The organism is Collinsella sp. SGI.241 (genome assembly GCF_050312955.1).
Lineage (GTDB): Bacteria > Actinomycetota > Coriobacteriia > Coriobacteriales > Coriobacteriaceae > Collinsella.
In genome coordinates, this window is sequence record NZ_JBNPKM010000005.1 from 26,423 (window position 1) to 51,255 (window position 24,833).

Here is a 24,833-nt window from a genome sequence, read left to right on the forward strand (position 1 = left end):
CCTACTTCACCGCAACTTATCGAGAAGATCACTCCTCCCCGCCCGGCTTGCGGCGGTTGGCCTTTTTAATGGCGTTGAAGTGCTTGTCATTAAGTCTGCGCTGGCGAGAGCGCTGAGGCACCTTGGTCTTTACGCGTCGACGCGGTGGACGCCCACGACGCTCAAGCTCAGCGCGCAGCTTACGCAAACAGCAGCTACGATTTTGGAACTGACTGCGACTCTCGCGCGCCGTCACGGTAATCCCCGTAGGGATGTGTTTCATGCGCACCGCCGAGTCCGTCGTGTTCACGCCTTGCCCGCCCGGGCCCGTCGCGCGAAACACCTGCACCTCGCAATCGCGCGCCAGCTCCTCGACCGACATCTCGGCATAGCGCGCATACTCACGCCATCCCATCGTGTTCTCATCCATATCAACACCTCCCCTCATACAAAAAATGTGACAAAGGGACAGTCCCTTTGTCACATCGCATACCAATCGCTTGTGTTGCGCGCTTAGGCGAAGGTGATCTCGCCGTTCTCACAGTCCATATCGGCGATACGGGCCAGGCTCTCAACACGGAAGCCGCGCTCGCGGAGCTTATCGCCACCGCCCTGGAAACCCTTCTCCACCGCAATGCCAATGCCGGCAACCTCTGCACCCGCGGCCTCGCAGATCTTGATAAGACCCTCGAGCGCGCATCCGTTGGCCAGGAAGTCGTCGATAATCAGGACCTTGTCGCCCTCGGACAGGAAGCGCTTGCCAACGATGACCGGGTACTCCCTCTGCTTGGTAAAGGAATAGATGGTCGTGGCATACTGCTCGCCGTCGAGGTTGATGGACTGCGCCTTCTTGGCAAAGACCACCGGCACGCCGCCAAAATGCTGGGCTGCAATGCAAGCCATGCCAATGCCCGAAGCCTCGATCGTAAGGATCTTGTTAATCTCGACATCCTCGAACAGACGGGCCCACTCGGCGCCCATGTGGTCAAACAGCTCAACGTCGCACTGGTGGTTGAGGAAAGCATCAACCTTAAGGACATTACCGGCCTTTACGATGCCGTCATGGCGAATACGGTCCTCAAGCTCCTGCATGGCGCAACCCCTTCTCGCGGCAACGATACCGCGCGATTAATAAACGTTGCTCGATAGTCTACCACGGACCGACCCCCGCCCGCCCCACAAGCCGCATCGCACCACAAAGCCGCATCGCCGCACAAGCCGCAAGCAGATACACCGAGCTTACCAGCTGAATGCGATCGAGGCCCAAGCCCAGCTCCTTTTGCATCACGGGCAGCGCCACGGTCACGACGGTCGAATCCAGAGACACCATAAACGTCATGATGAGCACCGTAAACAGAATCGCCCATTTGTTCTTGCCATGGGTGTCTCCCTCAAGAGCGATGTGTTCGCGGCGCAGTTGCTCTGCGGTTTTCTCCATATCCATCCTTTCGAGTGGCGCAACACAAAAACGGGGCCCCAATCGCCTGCAAACAGTCGCGATTGGGGCCCCGCCTACGGTATCGGAGCTAAAGGTCGCCGAAGCTTTCTGCCGGCATCGGCGCCTTGCACGAACGCTAGCCTAGCACTGCTCGAGCGCCTGCTCAAGGTCGGCAATCAGATCGGCCGTGTCCTCGAGGCCGCACGACAGGCGCACCATGTCGGCGGAGATGCCACAGGCGATAAGCTCCTCATCGTTCATCTGGCGGTGCGTGGCGTTAGCGGGATGCAGGCAGCAAGTGCGGGCGTCGGCCACATGCGTGGCGATCTGAGCGAGCTTGAGGCTCTTCATAAAGGTCTCGGCCGCCGCGCGACCACCGTTAAAGCCAAAGCTCACAACGCCGCAGGTACCGTTGGGCATGTACTTTTGAGCTAAGTCATAGTACTTGTCGCCCTCCAGACCCGGATAGCTCACGAAGCGCACCTTGGGATGGCTCTGCAGGAACTTGGCAACAGCCAGGCCGTTCTCGCAATGACGCGGCATGCGCACATGCAGGCTCTCGAGCGAGCTGTTCAGGAAAAACGCCGCCTGCGGGTTCTGCATGGGGCCGAGGTCGCGCATGAGCTGAGCGGTTGCCTTGGTAATGAAGGCGCCCTCGCGACCGAACTTCTCGGCATAGGTCACGCCGTGGTAGCTCTCATCGGGCGTGGTGAGACCCGGGAACTTGTCCGCATGGGCCATCCAGTCAAACTGGCCGTGGTCGACGATCACGCCGCCCAGGCAGGCCCCATGTCCATCCATGTACTTGGTGGTGGAGTGCGTAACGATATCGGCGCCCCACTCAAAGGGACGGCACATCACGGGCGTCGGGAAGGTGTTGTCGACCATCAGCGGCACGCCGTGGTCATGCGCGGCCTTGGCAAAGCGCTCAATATCGAGCACGGCAAGGGCGGGGTTGGCGATCGTCTCGCCAAAGACGAGCTTGGTATTGGGCTCAAAGGCTGCCTCGAGCTCCTCATCGGTGCAATCGGGCGCAACGAACGTGCAGGTAACGCCCATACGACCCATGGTATGGGCAAGCAGGTTGTAGGTACCGCCGTAGATGGCCGAGCTTGCGACCACATGATCGCCGGCGCCGGCCACGTTAAAGATCGCGAGGAAGTTCGCAGCCATGCCCGAGCTCGTGAGCATCGCAGCGGTGCCGCCCTCCATCTCGCAGATCTTGGCGGCAACCAGATCGCACGTAGGGTTCTGCAGACGGCTGTAGAAATAGCCAGACTCCTCCAGGTCAAACAGCTTGCCCATGTGCTCGGACGTGTCGTACTTCCACGTGGTGGACTGGTAGATGGGCACCTGGCGCGGCTCCGCATCTCCCGGGTGATAGCCGCCCTGAACACATGTAGTACCGATGGTCTGCTCGCTCATATCTAGCTCCCTTGCCTGGGTTACATTTTTATCCGGTTCACGATACCGCTACCCCGCACCCCTCTCAACCCATCCCCAAGGTAGGTTATGGGACAAATCAACCGGGGGCATTTATCGCAGATCTTGGCATTTATTCGATAGATAAAAATGAGGCATACATGAGGCTTTCGATGAACAAATGCATCGGCAAGGGTACCATAGGCGAGTACACCGTTACCGAGGAGACAACGATGAAGCAAATCGATACTGCCCAGCTCGACATCACCGCCTGTCAGGCTCAGGCTGCCGAATACCACGCCCGTGGCTTTAACTGCGCACAGGCCGTCGCCTGCACGCTCGCACCCGCCGTCGGGCTCGACCCCCAGACCGCCTTTATCCTCACCGAGGGCTTTGGCGCCGGCATGGGCGGCATGACCGAGACCTGCGGCGCTATCTCGGGCGCCGTGGCCATCATGGGCTTTGTAATGAGCGACGGCATGGATAACCCCAAGACCAAGGGCCAGACTTACAAGCTGTCGCGCGAAATCGCCAAGCGTTTTAAAACGAAAAACACGACGACCGTCTGCGGCACGCTCAAGGGCATCGGATCGGACAATGGTCCGCTCCGCAGCTGCCCCGGCTGCATCGACGACGCCATCGAGATCGCCTGCGATGTGCTAAAGCAGCTCGCCGAGTAAACGGCGGCAACAGAAAACGACGGCCGGCGTGCTTGGGATTCATCCAAAAGCACGCCGGCCGTCGCCGTTAGAACTCGGCAAATTTGGGAGCGCCGACCTCAATCTCCTCGCGCCCCGCCATAAGCTCGCGCATCTTAGCGCAAAAAGGCTCCTGCTCCCCCGCCTTAAACACCAAATGAATCGTCACGGCATCCGCGTAATCGGTATCCGAAACCTTGGCACCCGAATCCTGCGCCAAACGAAGCACCTGCTCATACTGCGGATAGGCCACGTGAACGTCAACAGGCACGACGCTCGTCATCTCAACGACCTGCCCTGCCTCCTGAGCAGCTGCCACCGCCGCCTGCGTCGCCGCGGTATAGGCGCGCACCAAGCCACCGGGCCCCAACAGCGTGCCGCCAAAATAGCGCGTCACCACGCAGCAAACATTTTTGAGCCCAGCGCCGCGCAACACCTCGAGCGTCGGCATGCCGCTCGTGCGGCTCGGCTCACCGTCATCACTCTGACGCTCGCGTCCATCGACCAAAATCCACGCGGGAACATTGTGTCGAGCGTCGTAATGACGCTTGCGAACCATCTCGATGAAGGCATTCGCCTCATCCTCGGATTCAATATGGACCAGCTGGGCAATAAACCGGCTCTTGCGATCCACAAACTCGCCAGAAGCCTCAATATTCGATCGCAGAGTAAAACAACTGTCCAACAAAGCCCCTCAACAAAACTAAGCGCGGCAACAAACAGCCTCAATAATACGGCAAAGACAGCACCGTTGTCCTCGCCAACAAGAGCGAAAACGCCAATGAGGCCGTCACCAACAGCGAGAACCCGCCAGCGCGAGCAAGGTGCCTTGAAAGACGAGATTGCAACAGAAATGAGGCTGCCGATGACCAGGCAAAAACAGCGAGATGCCAAGAGCGGAACCGCCGATGATTCCGTCAACGAAAGCGAGAACCCGTCAGCGCGAGCAAGGTGCCTTGAAAGACGAGGGCATTGACCTTATGGTCATGCCCGAAGGCTTGAAAGGCAGATTGTCGCGCTGACGGGTTCGCAGCGTCAACAAAGTGCCGAGTGGGCCTATAAGCCGGGTTCTGTCGTGAACGGTCATTTATCTTGTCTGCACGTTACCGTGCAGCTCCACGCACGCTACCCGAACGCGGACCGGGCCGGCCCATAGCGTTCCTATTCGCGCTTGCTCCGGATGGGGCTTGCCAAGCCGCCGTGTTGCCACGACGCTGGTGGTCTCTTACACCACCGTTTCAGCTTTTCCCTTTACGCCTTGCGGCGCAGGTGGGAGTCTTCTTTTCTGCGGCGCTTTCCGTCGGATCACTCCGCCCGGCCGTTAGCCGGCATCCCGCCCTCTGGAGCCCGGACTTTCCTCACGCGTGCCGCAAGCAGCACATCGCGCGACCGTCTGGCCCACTCAGCAGTGCAAGAGTGTAACATACCGTTGCCGCAGGCAAAGGCACAACACAAGCCTTCGACACGATATACCAAGAACCATGCCATGCAGTACAATAGGGTTGTCGATGGGCAACGTCGCCAGTCGAGACGCGACCGCGCTCCGCACCCCTCCGTCTACTCGGTGCGTTCCCGCCTCCTCCCCGAGGCGGGATGTCGGCATTTTCATGCACCGACAACCCAATAGCCCCCGTGAACAGCCCGGACAGCATTGCGCACGAGTGGCATTGCGCACCTCACCGGCAGACGCAAAAAGGGACCCGTCCATTGCGGACGGATCCCTTAAAGCAAGTGATCGTCAAACCGATTTACTCGGCGTCGGTCTCCTCGTCCTTCTTCTCGGAAGGCAGCGGGGTAACCTCGATCTCGACGCCCAGAGTCTCAGCAGCGGACTTCATAGACAGGGAGATACGACGACGGTCGAGGTCGATCTCCATGACCTTGACCTGAACCTTGTCGCCCACGTGGGTGACCTGAGAAGGCTGGTCGACGTGCTTGTTGGCCATCTCGGAGATGTGCACCAGGCCCTCGATGCCCTCGCCCAGATCGACGAAAGCGCCAAACGGGACAAGCTTGGTCACAGTGCCCTCGACGATAGCGCCGACGGGGTACTTCTTGACCAGTGCGCGCCACGGATCCTCGGTGGTCTGCTTGAGACCCAGGGAGATGCGCTCGCGGTTGAGATCGACGTCGAGAACCTCGACCTCGACCTCCTGGCCGACCTTGACAACCTCGGAAGGATGGTTGACGTGGTTCCAGGAGAGCTCGGAGATGTGGATGAGACCGTCGATACCGCCGAGGTCGACGAAGGCGCCGAAGTCGACGATGGAGGAAACGGTGCCCTGGAGACGCATGCCAGACTTGAGCTTGGACAGGATCTCGGAACGCTCGGCCTTACGGGACTCCTCAAGCACGACGCGACGGGAGAGAACGACGTTGTTGCGGTTGCGGTCCATCTCGATGACGCGGGCCTCGATGCGGGTGCCCATGTAGGAGGTGAGGTCCTTGACGCGACGGAGGTCGACGAGGGAAGCGGGCAGGAAGCCACGCAGGCCGATGTCGAGGATCAGGCCGCCCTTGACAACCTCGATAACCTCGCCCTCGACGTTCTCGCCGGAGTTGAACTTCTCCTCGATGCGGTTCCAAGCACGCTCGTACTCGGCACGCTTCTTGGAAAGGACCAGACGACCGTCCTTGTCCTCCTTCTGGAGAACCAGGGCCTCGATGGAATCACCGAGTGCAACGATGTCTGCAGGGTTAGCGTCCTTGCGGATGGACAGCTCGCGGACCGGGATAACGCCCTCGGACTTGAATCCGATGTCAACGAGCACCTCGTCATGCTCGATCTTAACGACAGTACCGTTAACGAGATCGCCCTCATCAAAGTCGGTAATCGTACCGTCGATGAGGTTGTTCATCTCCTCCTCGTTGACATCGTCAAGAGAGAAAATGGACGAGTTCTGAATCTCACTCAAAGGTGGACCCCTTTCGAACTACGGGGCCCCGATTGCTAGGACCTACAGAAGGGTGCGACAAGCACACAACGTTTAGGAACACTCGGGAGCCGACAGATACTAATGTGACGCTTATGCAATCACGTTCGTATAGGTTACGTGGAAATCACTTCGATTTCAAGCGTGAACTGCGATTTTTTACTCGTATGGAGACTTTTTCGCAATCTTGTGAACGACCGTCTCCATAAGTTGACGATAAGCAGTTGAGTATACGGCTTTGGGGTAAAGTATCCGGAGCCAACGTTCTAAACGATTTTTCGAGAAAGGTGCCCGCGTGCTCAAAGCAGTCGTTTTCGATATGGACGAGACGCTTCTCAGCATCAATCTCAACGCGTTTATCCTTCGCTATTTTAAGGATGTCTCGTCAATGCTCGCGGATATCGGACGATGCAGCCGCGGTGGCACGATGGCACGCCTCGGCACCATCCTGGTCGACCTCAACGCCAATCGCCGAAGCAGCACGGACAATCGCACCAATCTTGAGTTTTACCGCACCGAGGTCGAGCGCAGGTGCGGCATCTGCCTCTCGGACCCACTCATCTACGAGGCGTTTACCTACTATGAACGCGAAGTTCTCCCGTACAAGAATGACGATGCCATCAATGCCCACGCCATGCCGGGCGCACACGCCGCGCTCCAGGCTGTACGGGACGCAGGACTGCGTTGCGCACTCTTTACCAACCCCAGCTTTCCCCAGGGGGCCATCGAATGCCGCATGGGTTGGGGTGACCTGGCCGACGCCCCCTTTGAGCTCGTGACGCACATGGGAAACGCCACCCGTTGCAAGCCCGATGCCACCTATTACCTGGAGCAGCTGCAGGCCATGGGACTCGAACCGCACGAGGTCCTTATGGTGGGCAACGACCCCAAGCGCGACTTCCCCAGCCCCGCCTGCGGTATTCAAACTGCCTATGTGGGCCAGGGAAAACCCAGTCGAGCCACCTGGCGCGGAACCATGGAAGACTTCGCCCGCGACTTTAACGCCGTAATCGATGCCTTCTACGAGCACCAAGTAGCCAACGAACTAAGCTAGTCCCCAAATCAGGAATGGGGCGCACGTTTGCCCCACGCTTCGTTACGTGGGCAACGGCTTGAGGGCAAGATGCGATGCCCCAGTGTCCTAGGCCGTGATCATTTTGACGCGTTCGCCGATTTTGGAGTCGCGCCTGTCGGAAATAACAGTAAAGCCCTCCAGGTCGCACACCTTTACATTTGAAAACACGTGGAACTTGGAGCTATCGGCGAGTACGTAACTCGCCTGGGAATTCTGCATCACGATACGTTTTTTGATAGCCTCGGGATAACCTGGCGTCATGATACCGCGGTCCTCGTCCACCGCGTTGACACCTATAAACGCCCGGTCAAAGTACAGCTCGCGCAGCGCGCTCTCAACCATAGGACCGGTGAGCGAGCAGGTAACGGGGTTGAAGTCGCCGCCAATTACCACCACCTTAGCAGCAAGCTCGCCCGTAAACCGACATGCATAGCCGTTGGTGGTGTAGATAGTCACCGGCTTGTCGACGAGCAGGCTCAGGAGCGCCGTCGCGGTGGTACCGGAGTCGACAGCGAGATGAGACCGTCACGCCCGAAGACTCCGCTTTCGCCGCCGAGGAGCGCGCGGCGCACGTGGCCCATGAGGAGCGGCTCGAGCATATCGAGGGGCTCCTTCCCAAGAAGGGAAACGGCCCTGCGGGACGACACGGCGAAAACCATCGTTGATTCCGGCAAGAGACGCCGTTTCTCTGGTAGCTTCATCTTCAACCAAGACCGACAATGCCGGCCAGGCACTCAACCCAAAAGGAGACAGCATGCCCAACGAGCTCAGCTATGAGGTCAGCCTCGAGCGCAGCAACCAGATCCGCGCCGACCTGCCGCAGCACCCCGAGAAGTACACCATGCTCACCGGCGACCGCCCCACCGGCCGTCTGCACCTGGGCCACTACTTCGGCACGCTCAAGAGCCGTGTCGAGCTGCAGGACATGGGCGTGCACACCAACGTGCTCATCGCCGACTACCAGGTCATCACCGACCGCGACAGCACCGATAACATCCAGGACAACGTCTACAACATGGTCATCGACTACCTGGCCTGCGGCCTGGACCCCGACAAGACGATGATCTACACGCACTCCGCCGTGCCCGCGGCAAACCAGCTCATGCTGCCGTTCTTGCCGCTCGTCTCCGAGGCCCTGCTGCAGCGCAACCCCACCGTCAAGGCCGAGATGGAGGCCAGCGGCCATGAGCTCACCGGCCTTTTGCTCACCTACCCCGTGCACCAGGCGTGCGACATCTTGTTCTGCAAGGGCAACGTGGTGCCGGTCGGGCGCGACCAGCTGCCGCACATCGAGCTCACCCGCACCATCGCACGCAAGTTCAACAACCGCTACGGCAAGGTGTTCTCCGAGGTCGACGCGCTGCTGTCCGACACGCCGCTGCTGCCCGGCCTTGACGGGCGCAAGATGAGCAAGTCCTACGGCAACGCCATCAACATCTCCATGACCGCCGAGGAGACGGCCAAGCGCATCAAGAAGAGCCAGACCGACGGCGAGCGCATGATCACGTTCGACCCCGAAGCCCGTCCCGGTGTGTCCGGCCTGCTCTCCACCGCCGCCATCTGTACCGGCCGCTCCGAGGTCGAGATCGCCGAGGAGATCGGCATGGGCGGCGCAGGCGCGCTCAAGAAGTACGTCACCGAGAGCGTGAACGAGCACTTCGCCCCCATCCGCGCGCGCCGCGAGGAGCTCGTGCAGGATATGGACTACGTCAAGGACGTCCTGCACGAGGGCAACCGCCGCGCTAACGAGGTCGCCGAGGCCACGCTCGCCGAGGTGCGCGAGGCCATGGGCATGGTGTACTAGCATGTACCGCCTTGTTGCAAGCGATATGGACGAGACCTTCCTCGACTCCAATCACGCCATCCCCGAGGCGAACATCCGCGCGCTCAAGCGCATGAAGGAGCTGGGGGTTCTGTTCGTCCCCTCAAGCGGGCGCTGGTACTCGTCCATCATGCACAATTTCGCGGCCGTCGATGCGTCGCTGCTCGAAGGCGGATACGTTCTGTCGTACAACGGCGGGTTTATCAACCGCGTGGGCGACCCCTGCCCGCTCACCACCTGCGGACTCTCGCGCGACTGTGCCGAGCAGCTCTATCAAAAGGGCCTTGAGCTGGGGCTTAGCATGCACATCAACGTCGCTGACGGACACGTCTTCGTGCCCGATGCGGACGACGACGAGCGTGCGTACCTCACCTCGATCAGCGGCGTGACGCATATCTCGAGCGCAGACCACCCCGACCTGTCCTTCCTGGATGGGCGCGACATCGTGAAGATCCTGTTTGTGAACAGGGACTTTGACGCACTGCAGAAGCTCGGGGGTGATCTTGAGCCCCTGGCGCAGCGCCTTGGCGTCGAGATCACGTTCTCCTCGAAGCGCTACCTCGAGTTCATGCCCGCAGGCGTGAACAAGGGAGCCGGCCTGACGCGCCTGGCCGAGATGCTCGGTATCCCCATGAGCGAGGTCATCGCGGTGGGTGACTCCGCCAACGACCTCTCCATGATCCAGGCCGCTGGACTCGGCGTGGGCGTGGCGAACGTCACCGACGACGTGCGCCCCCACTGCGACGGCGCGCTCGAGACCACGGGCATGGACGGCGCGTTTGAGGAGCTTGTCGAGAGGTATTTGGAGGCGTAGCGCGTCCGCTGCTCGCGGGCGCGCCGATACCCGCGCACTGAAAGGTTTGTGATGGCTGATAGGAACCGCGAGGGCTTCTTCGGGAGCGTCTACGAGATGGTCGCACAGGTTCCCGCGGGCATGGTCGCCACCTACGGGCAGATCGCCAAGCTCGTCGGCGAGCCCAGGCGAGCCCGTTACGTGGGATATGCCCTGCACGTCAACCCTCAACCGGGCGTCATCCCCTGCCATCGCATCGTGTTTGCCGACGGCCGCCTCGCTGCGGGCTTCGCCTTCGGTGGGCCCGAGGCGCAGCGCACACTGCTCGAGGACGAAGGCGTTGCCTTCCTCGCCAACGGACATGTCGACCTGCAGGCCTCTCGCTGGCCAGCGGGCCTGGTATGACAAGGGGCGCCGACAGCGCCCCTTCCCGTTTTGGATCCTAGGCAGGCAACCCAATCAAACGGTCGCCTCGAGTGCGTCCCCCGCGCGGTCGAGTGTGCTTCTGACCTTGGCACCCTGTTTGAACCACGTGCGCAGGTCCTCGAGCGTGCTGCCCGCTTGCATACACCTTGATTTTGCGACCACCCCTCGTGGTCACCGTGCAGCGGTCGCCGCTCTCGCTGTTCTCGTGCGCCGTGATCTTCTTGAGGTAATCGCGGCGAAACGCCACGACGCGGGCGTTGCTGATCTCGATGAACCAATCGTCATCGACAAGCGAAGTACCCGTGGCACCTCGGCTTGCCATCTCCTCGGAGAAGGAGAAACCGAGCGCGCGCTCCTGCCTGCCGATCTCGAGGATGCCGCGGGCCGGCATGCCGAGCATGAGCAGGGGCAGGAACCCCCCTATGAACAGGAACAGGAACGGGATGAGCACGAGCAGGCGCGCACCCTCGTCGGTGAAGACCGCCATGAAGGCGAGGACGAGCGAGAAGACGAGGGCCATGCCGTTGAAAACAATCGTCAACGGCTTGATGGCAGACCAACACAGGCCCGCCTTGGTCATGGGACCGTCGACGGCGTCCGAGACTTCGATGCCCTCTTCCTCCAGACGGGCGAGGAGGTTGAGCGAGCACACCCCCTCGAGGCTTATCGAGCAGAACTTCCGGTCGCCCTCGAACAGGTCGATCCTCATCATCTGCGCGTGAAGCGTTGCACGGGTGATGTTGCCAAACGTCGTCTCCTTGCGGATGCCGAAGGCGTTACGCGAGAGAATGCGCCCACCGTCCACGTCGATACGCGGGATGCTCAGCAAGGCCCAGATAGCCATACCCGCGAGCGCCATGGCATGACCGAACCACACAAGTTCGTGGTCCCACTCGCCCAGCGAGACGCCCTGCCAGACGTAGACACCCAGCATGAGCAGTTCGAACGCGACGGCGCAGCAGGCGATGATCGTGCGGATGGCTGCGGGCATGCGCACCGTGAAGCAATCGAGGCTGTCCGTTGCCTCGCTGCGCTCGCTCGCGCCGCGGCGGGCGACCCATGCAGTGAGCGGGCCGACGATGAACACGGTCATACCGACGCGCAGAATGGATTCGAGCAGATTACTCATAGGGGCCACCGCCTCGAGCTCTGGAGATTAACTGCAGGAAACGCTGCCAGAACGATGGGATGCGCACAACGTAAGGAGCCGCGTATCGGCAAGCGGCGGCATCGCAATCGCCCGGCGAACAGATGATGATCGGCGCCGGGCCAGACGAATTAAACAAAAGGGTGGTCGACGGCGCCCTCGCAGGCGCACCGTCGACCACCCTTCACGTCGCAGCGACCCTACGAGCCGTCCGAAACGAAACGCACTCCGCCAGAGCGCTACCCAATCTTGCGGATGCTCGGGATCGCCCAGGTGATGCCTGCTAGGATCACCATTGCAGCACCGATGAGCACGAAGCACGCGCTTACGCCGATGGCGTCCGCGAACAAGGTCGATGCGACGAGCCCCACGGGCATAGCCCAGCTGCAGACCGCTCCGTACAGACCGAAGACGCGGCCCATGCACTCGGGATCGACGCGCTCCTGCATGAGCGCCATCTGCGGCGCGCTGTACAGCGGACTCGAGACCCCCATCGCGAACGTAAGCCCCAGAAACACAACGAGCGCGGAAGGGGGCACGAGGCCGCCCGCGAGCGTGCCCGCTCCGAAGAGGCCGATGGCCAGCGTGCACGAAAGAGCGCGGTTCTTAAGGCCACCCGTCGCCCCGATCCAGCCGCTCGCCGCGATCATGCCGACCGAGAACGCGATCTCCGCGATAGCCGACTGCGTAGTGGTGCCCCCAAAATGGTCGAACACCATGAGCGGGAACAGCGCGGATATGGGCGAGAACAGGACCGAGAAGGCGAAGCCGATCCAGAGCATGGCGAACAGACCGTGATGGCGTTTGAGCTCGCGGTACCCGTTGGCCGTCTCCAATAGGAAGGCCCGCACCGCGCGGTGCGACGCCTCGGCGTTCTCCTCGGGCGTATGGCGCTCGGGCGCCGGCGTCTTGATGCCGGAGGTCGCCACCGCGATGCTCGCGAGCACCGCCCCGGCGACATCGAGCGCGATCATGAAAGTCAGACCAAACGCCGGGTAGACCGCCGCGGCGATGGCGTTGCCGATGATATAGCTACCCGACTGCATGAACTGCAGCATGCCCGCCAGCTTGCCGAGCACCTCGGGCGGGGCGATGAGCGGTGTGAGCGCGTTGAAGGCGGGCGTATGGAGCGTGCTGCCCAGCGCACGGACGAACAGCACCGCCGCCACAACGGCGACAGAAAGGTCGCCCCGAAGCGAGCCGAAGACAAGCGTGAGGCTCACGGCCGCGATGAAGAGATCGGCGCCGATCATGAGACGCTTGATGGACGTGCGGTCCACGATGGTGCCCGCGAAGGCGCCGAGGAGCGCCATGGGCAAGAAGGCCGCCAGGCTCACGAACGACAGGGCGCTCGCGGAGCCGGTGGTGAGGGTGACGTGCCAGATGAGACCCATCTGCAGAATGGAGCTCGTGAGCACGGAGAAGAACTCGCCGATCCAGACGATGGCGAGCGAGCGCTTCCAAGAAGCGCAGGGATTCGGTTGTGTCATGGAATAATCCTTTGATGCGATCGGTGGTATGCAGCGAAGTACCGGTCGCTCACGCGACCGTGGCTAGAGCCAAATCCTCATGGAAGCAAGCATGGTGCAGCTCCCCTTTCCAAATCTCGAGGTAAACCTTCAGCCGTGAGTGGGGCTATTATAGGGACTTGCGAGCCAAGATGCAACAGGAAGACCTCTACGGAGCGTAGATGCCGGGCGCCCCGAACCACTTATGCCATGAGAGACGGCATCCGATTCTCCTTGACTTGGTCTCAATGTGATATCACAATGCAATCAGCAGCCGCACGGACTGCTCGGGGACTCGCCTCCTCCCCATCGCAATCTGGAGCGCGGCGCCGGGGACGTCACGCAAACGCCGGCGCAGTCGTGAAAGGAACTCACAATGAGCGTGGAAAAGCAACTCAAGGCCAAGTCGGGCTACGGCATGCTCGTCGCCGTGGCGGTGGCGCTCATCGCCATCATCGGCCTCTTTATCTGGAGCACCATCGGGCTCGCGAGCACGCCCGACGGCGTCGACGCGCCCGCAGTCTACGGATGGGGGCTCGGCCTCAGCATCCTCGCGTTTTGCCTGTGGTTCATCCCACTCAACGGATTCTTCTCGCTGCAGCCCGGCCAGGCGCGCGTGTGCATCCTGTTCGGCAAGTACGTGGGCACCGTCCGCGACGAGGGCTTCTTCTGGGCCAACCCGTTCTTTAGCAAGAGCATGGGCGGATCGGCCGGGATCGGCGAGATGATCGAGCTCGAGATGAGCGATTCCAAGGCCGCCAAGGCCGCGGCGCAGAAGGCCGCCAAGGGCAACCCCACCACCATCTCCACCCGCGTGCGCACCCTGAATGGCGAGCGCCTGAAGGTCAACGACAAAATGGGCAACCCCATCGAGATCGCAACCGTCGTGGTGTGGCACGTCGCCGATACCGCCAAGGCGCTCTTCGACGTCGACGACTACCAGAGCTATGTCGCCATGCAGGCCGAGACGGCGCTGCGCCACGTGGCGAGCGTGTACGCCTACGACCACCTGGAGGACGAGTCCGATGCCGCCGGCGCCATCACGCTGCGCGCCAATGTGGAAGAGGTCTCCGAAGCCCTGCGCCGCGAGCTCGCGATGCGCCTGGCGCCCGCCGGCGTCGAGGTCGACGATGCACGTCTCACGCACCTCGCCTACTCCCCCGAGATCGCCCAGGCGATGCTGCGCCGCCAGCAGGCCGAGGCCGTCATCGCCGCACGCAAGAAGATCGTCGAGGGCGCGGTCTCCATGGTCGACATGGCCGTGAAGGAGATGGCTGCCGGCGGCACCATCGAGCTCGACGACGAGCGCAAGGCGCAGATGGCCAGCAACCTCATGGTGGTGCTCTGCGGTGAATCCGAGGCGCACCCGGTGCTCAACGCAGGCTCGCTGTACTAACCCCAACACCAATGAGTAATTTGGGGACGGGTGCAAAATTGCACATTCGACAAGAAGGCACGTCATGGCACGCAAGCAGTATCCACTTCGTATAGACCCCGCTATCTGGGAGGCCGTCCAACGCTGGGCGGACGATGAGATGCGCAGCGCCAACGGTCAGGTGGAATGGATCTTGCGAGACGCCCTCAAACGCGCGGGAAGGCTGCCAAAGAAAGAGCCCTCGTTCAAGGGCACGCCCAAAGGCGAAGAGGGCTAAGCCGGGAAGACAGGGCTCGGCCGCTGCCGACGTCGGGGCAAAGCCGCGCTCTGCCTCGCCAGCGCCGAGGCAGAGCTGAGCCCCGCCGCTCCAAAGTCGAGCCGAGCGGCGGGGCCAACACCAACCCAAAGCAAGCTCGCCCCCTCTATACGCACCAACCGGTCCCCGGAGGCATCCGCCTTTGGGGACCGTTCTTTTCCCAGCTAGATGTCGTATATAAAGCCTTTTGACAGCTCGATTTTGCCCCGTGGGGGTCAAATATAAAGACCTTTGATGGTACGATGCTCGCGTCAATGACATGGTGGCTCTCGACAGGGGTCACCCCGACCCTCTAGGGAGCAAACGCATGGAGCTGGGCTCGCACATCAAGGAGCATCGCACGGAGCTCGGACTGTCCCAAGACGATCTGGCGGAGCGCATCTACGTGTCGCGCCAGACCATCAGCAACTGGGAATGCGGCCGTACGTATCCGGATGTCCAGAGCCTGCTGCTGCTTTCCAACGTGTTCGGGGTGACCGTGGACTCCCTCATCAAAGGAGATGTAGAAACCATGGCACAGGTAATGAACAAAGCGGTCAAGAAGTACAACGCCCTCTCCACAATCACGGTCGTGAGCGCGGTCGTGTTTTTGGTGCTGAGCGCGTGGGCGGCGTTCCAGTTCGAATGGGGCTGGGGCATGCACATCGCGCCCACCGCGGCGTTTGCCGCCGTGGCGCTCGTCGTGATGCTCGTGGCGTTCGTGTATATGGAACGCATGAAGAAGCAGCACGACCTCGTCACGTACCGCGAGGTGTTGGCGTTTAGCCGCGGCGAGCAGGTCGATCGCGACACGCTCGAGGGGCGCCGTGAGCGCGAGATGAACCCTTGGGTCAAGGGCACGCGCAACGCGGTGCAGATCATCATCGGCGCCATCGCCGGCGGACTGGTGGGCGTCGGCATCGGCATGCTCGCCAAGATGCTGAGTTAAAAGCGCGGGTACGCACCCGTTCCCCGAAATGGTATCCCCCTTAGCCCCCATTCTGAAGATGTATGCCAGAATGGGGGCGATTCCCGTTAGGAGGTGCCCCATGAACGTCACCGTACGCGCGTCCCTCATCGCATTGATCGCAATCGTTGGCGCCTGCTGGGCAATCCCCGTCCTCCTGGTGAGGGTCGTCCCATCCGATGCCGGCATGATCGCCATGATGACGCTGATCTACCTCGTGCTCCCCGTAACTGCAATCGCCCTCGGCCTGCTCGCCGCGAACTCCGCGAGGACGCTCTTCTGGATACCCGCGGCGCTCGGAATCGGATCCGCGCTCCTGTTTCCCCTCGCGGTCGAGGGCAGCCGGGACCTTGCGTTCCATGGGGTTGCCTATACCGCAATCGGCTACGCCGCCATGGGCCTGCGCACTTGGACGATTGCTCGACAGCATCGCTAAGCCATCGCCCCGCAAGCCTCCACAAGCCAGATCTCCCCGCGGCGATGGCACGCATCGCAGTAACAATCATGCGGGTAAACCCCGTGCAAAACAGTTTTCGCAGCGCCCGGCAAGCCATGCCGCATATGATGTACAACAGATTCGATAGCGCACCCTACGTGTTCGCGGGACGCTCCTTCACGACCGGGAGGTGACGATGGACATCAGCAACCAGATCAAGACGAGGCGCGAGGCGATGGGGCTCTCCCAAGAACAACTCGCCGAGAAACTCTACGTGTCGCGTCAGACGATCAGCAACTGGGAGCGGGACAAGACGTATCCGGACGTCCAGAGTCTGCTCATGCTGAGCATCCTATTCGACACCTCCATAGACACGCTCGTGAAGGGAGACGTGACCGTTATGGAAGAGGCAGTCGAAAGAGATCGCAAGCGCATGGGAACGCGGATGCTATGGCTGGCCGTGCTGATGCTCGCGTTGCTGGCGGTGGCGTTCGCGCTGATACTGTCGCCGGCGTTTAACTGGATGGAGGGCACCTGGGGCGCCGGCGTCGCCGCGGCTGCGGCGTTCCTGCCGGCGATAGCGGCGCTTGTTGTCGCAACCGTCCTCGAGCGCATCAAGCGCGAGAACGACCTGGTGACATACCGCGAGATCCTCGCTGTCCGCAATGCAGACAGGTGCTTTACAGCCACAAGCGCGATAGTTTCAACAACAAGATGCAGTGCCCCAGAGCCCCTAGCAGTCGACGATGGTCTTGCCGATCATGATGTTGAGGATCTCGACGTCGGTATCCTTCATGCCAACGCGGCCCACATAGCCCATGCTGGCGATCGTCTCTTCCACCGTATCCTGAATCAGGCCCTCGCCGGCACGGAAGCCGCGGCCCTGCATGGCCATATCGTGGCCCAGAATCGCCGCATCAACGGCAGCGGAAATCTTAGCGGCGCAGCTTGCCTTGGCGCCATCGCACACGATGCCGCCCACGTTACCGAGCGTATTGGAGACCGTCGCGCCGATCTGCTCGCGCGTGCCACCGCACAGCCAGGTAATCGCCGCGCCGGCACCGCACGCAGCGCAAATAGCACCGCAAAACGCCGAGAGCGCACCAATATAGCTCTTGATATGCACAGCAATAAGATCGGACAGCATCACGGCGCGCACCAGGCGCTCGTGGTCGCAGCGCAGGTAGTCGGCATATTCCATAACGGGCAACGCACAGGTAATACCCTGGTTGCCCGAGCCGCACACAATGGCGACCGGCAGTGCGCAGCCGTTCATGCGGGCGTCGGACCCGGCGGCTGCACGGGCACGGGCACGGCAGGCGACGTCATCGGCACGAGCGCCCAGCAGCGTACGGCCCACCTCGGCACCCCAAGCGTGCGCCAAGCCCTCTGCGCTAATGGCGCCGTTCAGCTCGATCTGACGCTCAACGGCAGCGCGAGCACCCTCAACATCGCCGTCCTCAATAAAGTCGATGATGGTCTCAATCGACATGGGCGTGTCGGCGCTATCTGCCGCGCGCTCGGCCACCACGCGCTCGGCGCAGGCGGCACACTCCCCCACCGACTTGCCGCATACCGGAATACCGTCGAGTGTATGGCACGTAACATTGGTGTGGTGGTCGGTAATCTCGACGACCGCGGTATGCCCCCCGGCTGTGGCAGTCACCTTGATGTAGAGGTTGGGCACGTCCTCGACAAGCGACACATCGCAGTAGCCGGCATCGGCGAGGAGCTCGGCCACGCGAGCACGGTCTTTATCGTCAACACTCTCGAGCACCTCGAGCGCGCTCTTGGCGTCGCCGCCCACGGCACCCAGCACGGCCGCGGCTTCAATACCATGCATACCGCCCGAGTTAGGCACGGTCACGCTCTTTACGTTCTTGATGATGTTGCCCGAGCAGGCAACATCCATATGATCGGGTTCGCAACCGAGCGTCTGGCTCGCCAGCGCCGCTGCATAGGCAACGGCAATGGGCTCGGTGCAGCCGAGCGCACAGACAAGCTCGCGGTTCAAAACATCGCAAAACGCGGTATCACGAAGGGAATCGGCAGGCATAGGTATCTCCTACTTGTATAACGGGCTGGGCTCTCAAAATAGTTCGCTATTTTATTTGATAACAATGCATCAAAAACCACAACCATGGTTCCGGCGGACGGCGCTCGAGCACAAATTGGCGGCATTATTCATGAGAAGCCGGTCTTATTGCATGCTAAAGCGTTTGAGCAAAAAACGCCCGAGCGTTTATACAAAAGTCGCGCTATCATGCAGTCGAACGCGGTAAAACCTTTAGCAATCTCGCCGCACAGACCAGAGAGGAAGCATCCATGAAGATCGGTATCGGTAACGACCACGCCGCCGTCGAGCTCAAGAACATCATCTCCGAGCACCTGAAGGAGCGCGGCTGCGAGGTCGTGAACTTTGGCACCGACACCTCCGAGAGCTTTGACTACCCCATCGCCGGCTACAAGGTGGGTAAGGCCGTTGCCAACGGCGACGTCGACCTGGGCATCATCATCTGTGGCACCGGCGTCGGGATTAGCCTGGCTGCCAACAAGGTCGAGGGCGTACGCGCCGTCGTGTGCTCCGAGCCCTTCAGCGCCAAGCTCTCCCGCATGCACAACAACACCAACGTGCTCGCCTTTGGTGCCCGCGTCGTGGGCTCCGAGCTCGCCAAGATGATTGTCGACGAGTGGCTCGACGCCGAGTTTGAGGGCGGCCGCCACGAGCGTCGCGTCAATCTCATCAACGAGATCGACCAGACCCGCGGACTCAAGGTCGTCGATGAGGCCTAAAGACCTACAACACCATACGTTAACGACAGCCCCCGTCCGGAACACACATCCGGACGGGGGCTGTTTAGTAGATTTTTGAGATATACCTAGAAATCTACTGGAATAAAAAGGGCGCCGCGGATGGAATTCCGCGGCGCCAAAGCCACACGCTAACAGCTTTGAGGAGTCAAAGCTGGTTTAGCCAAAGAAGCGCTTGATCTCGATCTCGGCGTTCTCCAGGCAGTCGGAGCCGTGGATCACGTTGGCGTTGACATCGACAGCGAAGTCGCCGCGAATGGTGCCGGGGGCAGCGTCAAGCGGGTTGGTAGCGCCCATAAGGGTGCGCATCTTGGAGACGGCGGAGAGACCGGAAACGACCATCTTGACGACCGGACCGCTCGTCATAAAGTCGCAGAGACCGCCAAAGAAGGGCTTGTCGGCCAGATGGGCGTAGTGCTCCTCGACGGTAGCACGCTCGAGCGTGGTCATCTCCATGCGCTCGATGACAAGGCCGCTACGCTCAATGCGAGCGACGATCTCACCGATCTTGCGATCGCGCACAGCGTCGGGCTTAATCATGATGAAGGTCTTCTCGATAGCCATAAGGTAGCCTTTCAAGTAGGTTCGCGCGTGCCCAAGTCCCATTCCGGCACCCGCCTGGACTGCATCGTAACAGAGTTTTAGCTGCAGTTAAACAAAAAACTGTTTATTGAAACACTACAATTTATTAAAACGTTCCATATGTGTCACTTCTGTTTCGAAGCCCGATTAGAGTACCATCCGACCGCTCATCAACCGCACCGAACCGAGCGGACGGTCGGTTGCCGCCCGTGAACGTACCCCCTTCACAACCTGCCCAAAGGTCCTACAGAAGTTCTCGACAAGCCCCTTTCCCATTGCAACAAAATACGGGCGTCCGCTGCAGCAGGCGCCCGTAAAGGCAAAAACGATTTATCAATAAATGGCCAAAGCCGCTTCAACTAAACCCTTACTTTGCCCCGTGGCCCATCTCGACGACCTTGGTCAGCGATCCAAGCACACCTTCGTCGGCAACGAGTTGTGCCTGGGCACGCTGCAGCTGCACGGCAACGGCGGCAGGGGCGGTACCGCCCTCGGTCGTGCGTGCAGCGACAATCGACGGGATGTCGAGCGCCTCGGTAATGTCGTGCTCAAAGAGCGGGCTAGCCTCTTGGAACACCTCAAACGGCAGGTCCTCAAGATTGCAGTCGCGCTTCTCGCACATCAGGACCAAATGGCCCACCACGGCGTGGGCCTCGCGGAACGGCAGGCCACGCTTGGCCAGGTAATCGGCAACATCGGTGGCGGCAAGGTGCCCCACGCCGCACTCGCGCGCCATGGCATCCTCGTTGACGGTCCAGGTCGAAATCATACCGGCCATAACGGACAGGCACTGCATGAGCGTATGGGCGGTATCGAGCGCGCCCTCCTTGTCCTCCTGCAAGTCCTTGTTATAAGCGAGCGGCAGGCCCTTCATGGTCACGAGCAGCTGCACCAGGTTGCCATAGACTCGGCCGCTCTTGCCGCGGATAAGCTCGGCAAAATCGGGGTTCTTCTTCTGCGGCATGATGGACGAGCCAGTGGAATACGAGTCGGAAAGCGTGATAAAGCCAAACTCGGAGCTCGACCACAGCACGATCTCCTCGGAAAGACGCGACAGGTGCATCGCCATGACGGAGCCGGCGTAATGCAGGTCGAGGAGGAAATCACGGTCGGAAACCGCATCGAGCGAGTTGGGAATCACGCCCGCAAAGCCAAGTTCAGCGGCCGTCATCTGACGATCGAGCGGATAGCTCGTACCGGCAAGCGCGGCAGCGCCCAGCGGGCAGTTGTCGGCAGCATCAAAGGCGGCCTTCAGGCGTGTAAAGTCGCGCGCGAACATCCAAGAATACGCCAGCAGATGATGCGACAGCAGCACGGGCTGAGCATGCTGCATGTGCGTGTAACCCGGCAGAATCACCTTGTCGTACTGTTTGGCCGCATCCACCAGCACGTGGCGCAGCTCAAGATTGGCCTCCATGAGCTCCTTTGCCAGCGCCTTGACGCCCAGGCGCGTATCGGTCGCCACCTGGTCGTTGCGCGAACGCCCGGTATGCAGGCGCTTGCCCGCCTCGCCGATGCGACGGGTCAGCTCGCTTTCGATGGACATATGGATGTCCTCGTCGTTGATATCGAAGGTGAAGTTGCCGGCATCGATATCCTGTTCGATTGCGGTCAGACCCTCGGCAATCGCCTGCTCGTCCTTTGCACTGATAATGCCCTGGGCCGCCAGCATCTTGGCATGTGCCTTAGAGCCAGCGATATCCTGCTTATAGAGATGTTTGTCGACCGGCAGCGACGCGCCAAACTCCTGCGTGACCTCGGCCACGCCTGTCTCAAAACGACCGCCCCAAAGAGCCATGGAACCGTCCCCTTTCTCCAAATACCAAAACAAGCGCCCAAAGCAAAGCGCCATGTCGCTAAAGCGATTTATCAACCGTTAGTTTTGCACATTCCCCGCCGTGCGCGAGGCCATGTGGCTAATTTGCAAAGAAGTGACGCACCAGGCACTTGGCGCCCATCGACTCCCGCCAGCCGTTGCTCGCCGAGCCGTCAATCCATGCCTTCAGGCTCATAGGGACATCCTCGACCTTTGCAGCATCGAACTCGGGCGCGAGGGCAAGTAAAGCATGCGCGATAGCATTGAACATAATGGATACTCCTCAGATATATATAGGCGCAGAGCCGCCAAATTGATAGAAGGAGCCCCGCCGGACAACCCCGGCGGGGCTCGGACTCAGCCGCAGACGCGGCATCATATATGCGGGCGGAATGTAGGGGCCACCGATGTTAAGAAGTGTCAGCAAGCATAACGAAAGGTAGGGACCCCATGCGCCCGTTATGTATCACGCGGATGGGCCGCGCGGATACCAAGGGAGAAAGACTTAAGCCTGAGCGGCAGCAGAGCTGGGACCCTGGACCTTGGCCCACGTCTTGAGCGACAGCGTGTCGATCTCGATAAAGCCGGCGCTGGCCTTCTCGTCAAACGTGGTGTCGCGGTCGTAGGTGGCCAGACCGTAGTCATAGAGGCTGAAGGGGCTCTTGCGGCCGACAACATGGCAGTTGCCCTTAAAGAACTTCAGACGAACGGTACCGGTCACGAACTTCTGGGTATCGGCCATAAAGGCGTCGAGTGCGTTTTTGAGCGGGCTGTACCACTGGCCGTTGTACACGGCGGTGGCCCAATCCTGCTCGAGCTTAATCTTGGTCTTGAGCAGATCGCCCTCGACGCAAATATCCTCGAGCGCCTTGTGGGCGGTGATAAGCGTCAGGGCGCCGGGAACCTCATAGCACTCGCGGCTCTTGAGGCCCACCAGACGATCCTCGACCAGGTCGAGACGACCAAAGCCGTTATCGCCCGAAATCTTGTTGAGGGCGATGACGATCTCGGAGAGCTTCATCTTCTTGCCGTCGACGGCGACGGGCTTGCCGGCCTCAAACTCAATCTCGGTGTAGGTCGGGGTGTCGGGCGTGTCCTCGGGATTCTTGGTCATAACCCAGGCGTCGTCGAGCGGCTCGTTCCAGGGATCCTCCAGGTGGCCGCACTCAATGGCACGACCCCACAGGTTGTCGTCGATGGAATAGGGGTTGTCGTTGGCACCCTCGGGAACCGGCACGTTGTGGGCGTGAGCATAGGCGACCTCGTCGGGACGGCACTTCAGATCCCACTCGCGAACCGGGGCGATAACCTTAAGCTCGGGGTCGAGGGCCTTGACGGCAGCCTCAAAACGAACCTGGTCGTTACCCTTGCCGGTGCAGCCGTGGGCGACGTAGGTCGCGCCAAACTCGTGGGCGACCTCGACAAGCTTCTTGGCGAGCAGCGGGCGAGACAGAGCGGAAAGCAGCGGGTACTTGTTCTCGTACATGGAATTTGCGGCGATGGCCTTGGTCAGGAACTCATCGGAGAACTCATCGCGCAGGTCGAGCACCTGGCAATCAAGAACGCCCAGGTCGAGCGCTTTCTGTTTCTTGGCATCCAGGCCGGTCTCCTCCTGGCCCACGTTGCCGCAGACGCAAACGACATCGAGATTCTTCTCGTCCTGGAGCCACTTGACACATACGGATGTATCAAGACCACCGGAATATGCGAGAACTACTTTTTCCTTGCTCATGGCTGTTTCCTTTCGCCCTTGGTAGCTAGTTAGAACATCGGTCAGTTGCAAGTCATTTCAAGGTCACGTACCGTGCAATATCAGGTTAAATAGCAAAAATCAGCACATACATGCCCTAGAAACATGCAGCAATGTCGTGCTAAAACCCAACGACCTTAAAATGACTCTGTTGAGGCAATTCGCCCCATGCGGACAGAGACGATTGTTATCGTCGTCGGGAAATTGCGCGCTGGCGTCGGAGGGCATTGTCTGCAGTGGTGATGATCTGTACGAACTGCATCTGCCTCTCCTTTCACACATCGCCGGGCGCAATTCTAATATCGCAAACGGTACCTTTTCCTCGGTAAGCGGCTCTTTTGCCGTCTCCGTTTTCGATGGTCGCTATATTACGCTAAAGTGCCTGCTGCACAAGCGACAAATTCAAATTTCTGAAAAGTTTTTTCATTAGTTTGTGAAATGCAGTGCAAATACGCTCCGTTCCTGCGAAAATACGCCTGGTTACGAGTTGTTGGTTATAACGTCTGAAACAATTTCGAAACGAAAGGCTCGCTTTTATGCAAACTTACGAATCGGACGCCAATATCGGAAACATTAAGCTCATCGCCGTCGACATGGACAAGACGCTGCTGACCGACGAGCGCGTGCTGCCGCAAGGACTTGACGAGCGCCTGGACAAGCTCGCCGAAGCCGGCATCGTATTCTGCCCCGCCAGTGGACGTCCCGCCCCCAAGCTCGAGGAGATGTTCGAGGGCATCAAGAACCGCCTCGCCTTTTGTCCCGACAACGGCGCGTGCGTGATATATCGCGGCAACTATATCTATAAGAGCAATATCGATGTGGCGCTGTATCAACAGGTGCTCGCTCGTGCCTCGGAGGATTCTCGCGCCGTTCCCGTCCTGTGCTGCTTCGACGAGTTCTACGTGCTTGCCCGCGACCATCAATACCACGACGAGATCAGCGTCTACTACAACACAATCAACTACGTCGACAGCTTTGAGGGCATTGATTTCGAGTCCAACAAGATTTCGATCTTCTTCCCCGCCTACGACGCTGAGCCTGCGTTCCGCGAGACCTATAACCCCGCGTTCTCGGATCAGCTCTACGTCACCAATGCGGGCCGCGAGTGGATCGACTTTATGAACCTGGGCGTCGACAAGGGCGCCGGCGTCGCGCACCTGTGCGAGCACTTGGGCATCGATATCGCCGATGCCGCCGCCGTGGGCGACACCTACAACGATATCCCTATGCTCGAGCGCGTCGGGCATAGCTTTATCGTGGACAATGCCGAAGAGCATATGAATGCGCACGCCAAGTGGCGCATTCCGAGCAACAACGACGGGGGCGTACTGACGCTCATCGACGCCATCTTGGCGGCTCGGTAATCTATCTCGTCGCCATGCCCGGGGCCGGCCGTTTGATTTTTGCTCGGTCAGGTCCTGGGCTCGCTCGAAGGCCACATTAAGTGGCCTTCGGCTCGTGCGGAATCTACGAAAAACTTACCCGCCTCGCCCGGCCAGGTCCTTGGGTGACTTGCTTGCCGCCTGGATGGCATCTTGGCGCCTAGATACTTTGGCTGAA

The 24,833-nt window shown here is 60.4% G+C and carries 25 protein-coding genes, 1 other RNA gene and 1 pseudogene; 12 read left to right on the forward strand and 15 right to left on the reverse strand.

Annotation, left to right across the window (positions count from 1 at the left end):
- Positions 1-28: 28 nt before the first annotated feature.
- The 4 genes from ACQQ92_RS03300 to ACQQ92_RS03315 form a co-directional block, all read right to left on the reverse strand.
- A complete protein-coding gene (locus ACQQ92_RS03300) occupies positions 29-427 on the reverse strand; it encodes a peptide chain release factor family protein (protein WP_427794717.1) in 399 nt (132 codons plus the stop codon).
- A 65-nt stretch (positions 428-492) separates the two neighbouring features.
- The gene (locus ACQQ92_RS03305) at positions 493-1,071 is read right to left on the reverse strand and encodes a xanthine phosphoribosyltransferase (RefSeq protein ID WP_427795791.1); all 579 of its coding nucleotides are present in this window, start codon (positions 1,069-1,071) and stop codon (positions 493-495) included.
- Between the two features lie 58 nt (positions 1,072-1,129).
- Positions 1,130-1,417, reverse strand: coding sequence for a hypothetical protein (locus ACQQ92_RS03310; protein WP_427795792.1), 288 nt, complete (start codon positions 1,415-1,417; stop codon positions 1,130-1,132).
- A gap of 141 nt (positions 1,418-1,558) precedes the next feature.
- Positions 1,559-2,842 (reverse strand): O-acetylhomoserine aminocarboxypropyltransferase/cysteine synthase family protein, encoded by a 1,284-nt coding sequence (locus ACQQ92_RS03315; RefSeq protein ID WP_427719685.1) that lies wholly within the window; start codon positions 2,840-2,842, stop codon positions 1,559-1,561.
- A 230-nt stretch (positions 2,843-3,072) separates the two neighbouring features.
- Between ACQQ92_RS03315 and ACQQ92_RS03320 the strand changes: the two genes are divergently transcribed.
- Positions 3,073-3,519, forward strand: a complete 447-nt coding sequence (locus ACQQ92_RS03320) for a C-GCAxxG-C-C family protein (RefSeq protein ID WP_154515321.1) — start codon at positions 3,073-3,075, stop codon at positions 3,517-3,519.
- 67 nt (positions 3,520-3,586) lie between these two features.
- On the opposite strand, the gene ACQQ92_RS03325 is transcribed toward ACQQ92_RS03320, so the two are convergent.
- The 3 genes from ACQQ92_RS03325 to rpsA all read right to left on the reverse strand — a co-directional run bounded on the left by ACQQ92_RS03325 (position 3,587) and on the right by rpsA (position 6,452).
- A complete protein-coding gene (locus ACQQ92_RS03325; protein ID WP_427795793.1) occupies positions 3,587-4,225 on the reverse strand; it encodes an IMPACT family protein in 639 nt (212 codons plus the stop codon).
- 355 nt (positions 4,226-4,580) lie between these two features.
- An RNA gene (rnpB, locus tag ACQQ92_RS03330) (RNase P RNA component class A) lies at positions 4,581-4,942 on the reverse strand.
- Positions 4,943-5,285: 343 nt separating this feature from the next.
- Positions 5,286-6,452, reverse strand: coding sequence for a 30S ribosomal protein S1 (gene rpsA, locus ACQQ92_RS03335; protein ID WP_154515317.1), 1,167 nt, complete (start codon positions 6,450-6,452; stop codon positions 5,286-5,288).
- A 337-nt stretch (positions 6,453-6,789) separates the two neighbouring features.
- Here rpsA and ACQQ92_RS03340 point away from each other — a divergent pair, with 337 nt between their 5' ends.
- Positions 6,790-7,524, forward strand: a complete 735-nt coding sequence (locus ACQQ92_RS03340) for an HAD family hydrolase (RefSeq protein ID WP_427795794.1) — start codon at positions 6,790-6,792, stop codon at positions 7,522-7,524.
- An 87-nt stretch (positions 7,525-7,611) separates the two neighbouring features.
- Here the strand turns inward: ACQQ92_RS03340 and ACQQ92_RS03345 are convergent, their stop codons facing one another.
- Complete coding sequence (locus ACQQ92_RS03345; RefSeq protein ID WP_233543837.1) at positions 7,612-8,001, reverse strand: hypothetical protein; 390 nt, start codon at positions 7,999-8,001, stop codon at positions 7,612-7,614.
- Positions 8,002-8,299: 298 nt separating this feature from the next.
- Between ACQQ92_RS03345 and trpS the strand changes: the two genes are divergently transcribed.
- From trpS to ACQQ92_RS03360, 3 genes are read left to right on the forward strand one after another with little or no spacing between them, the layout of a single operon-like run.
- Positions 8,300-9,349 (forward strand): tryptophan--tRNA ligase, encoded by a 1,050-nt coding sequence (trpS, locus tag ACQQ92_RS03350; protein WP_427727574.1) that lies wholly within the window; start codon positions 8,300-8,302, stop codon positions 9,347-9,349.
- Between the two features lies 1 nt (position 9,350).
- A complete protein-coding gene (locus tag ACQQ92_RS03355) occupies positions 9,351-10,181 on the forward strand; it encodes a Cof-type HAD-IIB family hydrolase (RefSeq protein WP_427795795.1) in 831 nt (276 codons plus the stop codon).
- Positions 10,182-10,232: 51 nt separating this feature from the next.
- Positions 10,233-10,565, forward strand: coding sequence for an MGMT family protein (locus tag ACQQ92_RS03360; RefSeq protein WP_427727578.1), 333 nt, complete (start codon positions 10,233-10,235; stop codon positions 10,563-10,565).
- A 37-nt stretch (positions 10,566-10,602) separates the two neighbouring features.
- Here ACQQ92_RS03360 and ACQQ92_RS03365 read toward each other — a convergent pair whose 3' ends face one another.
- Both ACQQ92_RS03365 and ACQQ92_RS03370 read right to left on the reverse strand, forming a co-directional pair.
- Positions 10,603-11,715: a hypothetical protein gene (locus ACQQ92_RS03365; protein WP_427795796.1), complete on the reverse strand. Its 1,113-nt coding sequence runs from the start codon at positions 11,713-11,715 to the stop codon at positions 10,603-10,605.
- Between the two features lie 257 nt (positions 11,716-11,972).
- Positions 11,973-13,223 (reverse strand): MFS transporter, encoded by a 1,251-nt coding sequence (locus ACQQ92_RS03370; protein ID WP_117799207.1) that lies wholly within the window; start codon positions 13,221-13,223, stop codon positions 11,973-11,975.
- A 394-nt stretch (positions 13,224-13,617) separates the two neighbouring features.
- On the opposite strand from ACQQ92_RS03370, the gene ACQQ92_RS03375 reads away from it, so the two are divergent.
- From ACQQ92_RS03375 to ACQQ92_RS03395, 5 genes and pseudogenes are all read left to right on the forward strand, one after another.
- Positions 13,618-14,637 carry an SPFH domain-containing protein gene (locus ACQQ92_RS03375; protein ID WP_117734981.1) on the forward strand — a complete coding sequence of 340 codons (1,020 nt, stop codon included), beginning with the start codon at positions 13,618-13,620 and terminating at the stop codon, positions 14,635-14,637.
- 64 nt (positions 14,638-14,701) lie between these two features.
- The gene (locus ACQQ92_RS03380) at positions 14,702-14,893 is read left to right on the forward strand and encodes an Arc family DNA binding domain-containing protein (RefSeq protein WP_117734980.1); all 192 of its coding nucleotides are present in this window, start codon (positions 14,702-14,704) and stop codon (positions 14,891-14,893) included.
- A gap of 346 nt (positions 14,894-15,239) precedes the next feature.
- The gene (locus ACQQ92_RS03385; RefSeq protein WP_427727582.1) at positions 15,240-15,860 is read left to right on the forward strand and encodes a helix-turn-helix domain-containing protein; all 621 of its coding nucleotides are present in this window, start codon (positions 15,240-15,242) and stop codon (positions 15,858-15,860) included.
- 100 nt (positions 15,861-15,960) lie between these two features.
- On the forward strand, positions 15,961-16,314 hold the full coding sequence (locus ACQQ92_RS03390) for a hypothetical protein (RefSeq protein ID WP_161159771.1): 354 nt from the start codon (positions 15,961-15,963) through the stop codon (positions 16,312-16,314).
- Between the two features lie 196 nt (positions 16,315-16,510).
- Positions 16,511-16,681: pseudogene (locus ACQQ92_RS03395) on the forward strand (helix-turn-helix transcriptional regulator); the annotation flags it as partial.
- 366 nt (positions 16,682-17,047) lie between these two features.
- On the opposite strand, the gene ACQQ92_RS03400 reads toward ACQQ92_RS03395, so the two are convergent.
- Positions 17,048-18,370: a serine dehydratase subunit alpha family protein gene (locus ACQQ92_RS03400; RefSeq protein WP_427795797.1), complete on the reverse strand. Its 1,323-nt coding sequence runs from the start codon at positions 18,368-18,370 to the stop codon at positions 17,048-17,050.
- Between the two features lie 269 nt (positions 18,371-18,639).
- Here ACQQ92_RS03400 and rpiB point away from each other — a divergent pair, with 269 nt between their 5' ends.
- Positions 18,640-19,107 carry a ribose 5-phosphate isomerase B gene (gene rpiB / locus ACQQ92_RS03405; protein ID WP_427727588.1) on the forward strand — a complete coding sequence of 156 codons (468 nt, stop codon included), beginning with the start codon at positions 18,640-18,642 and terminating at the stop codon, positions 19,105-19,107.
- A 177-nt stretch (positions 19,108-19,284) separates the two neighbouring features.
- On the opposite strand, the gene ndk is transcribed toward rpiB, so the two are convergent.
- The 4 genes from ndk to ACQQ92_RS03425 all read right to left on the reverse strand — a co-directional run bounded on the left by ndk (position 19,285) and on the right by ACQQ92_RS03425 (position 23,255).
- Positions 19,285-19,689, reverse strand: a complete 405-nt coding sequence (gene ndk / locus ACQQ92_RS03410) for a nucleoside-diphosphate kinase (protein WP_055251725.1) — start codon at positions 19,687-19,689, stop codon at positions 19,285-19,287.
- Between the two features lie 385 nt (positions 19,690-20,074).
- On the reverse strand, positions 20,075-21,505 hold the full coding sequence (gene argH / locus ACQQ92_RS03415; protein WP_427795798.1) for an argininosuccinate lyase: 1,431 nt from the start codon (positions 21,503-21,505) through the stop codon (positions 20,075-20,077).
- Positions 21,506-21,623: 118 nt separating this feature from the next.
- Complete coding sequence (locus ACQQ92_RS03420; protein ID WP_154515301.1) at positions 21,624-21,794, reverse strand: hypothetical protein; 171 nt, start codon at positions 21,792-21,794, stop codon at positions 21,624-21,626.
- A 234-nt stretch (positions 21,795-22,028) separates the two neighbouring features.
- On the reverse strand, positions 22,029-23,255 hold the full coding sequence (locus ACQQ92_RS03425) for an argininosuccinate synthase (RefSeq protein ID WP_035138001.1): 1,227 nt from the start codon (positions 23,253-23,255) through the stop codon (positions 22,029-22,031).
- Positions 23,256-23,809: 554 nt separating this feature from the next.
- Between ACQQ92_RS03425 and ACQQ92_RS03430 the strand changes: the two genes are divergently transcribed.
- Positions 23,810-24,637, forward strand: a complete 828-nt coding sequence (locus ACQQ92_RS03430; protein WP_427795799.1) for a Cof-type HAD-IIB family hydrolase — start codon at positions 23,810-23,812, stop codon at positions 24,635-24,637.
- Positions 24,638-24,833: the final 196 nt, after the last annotated feature.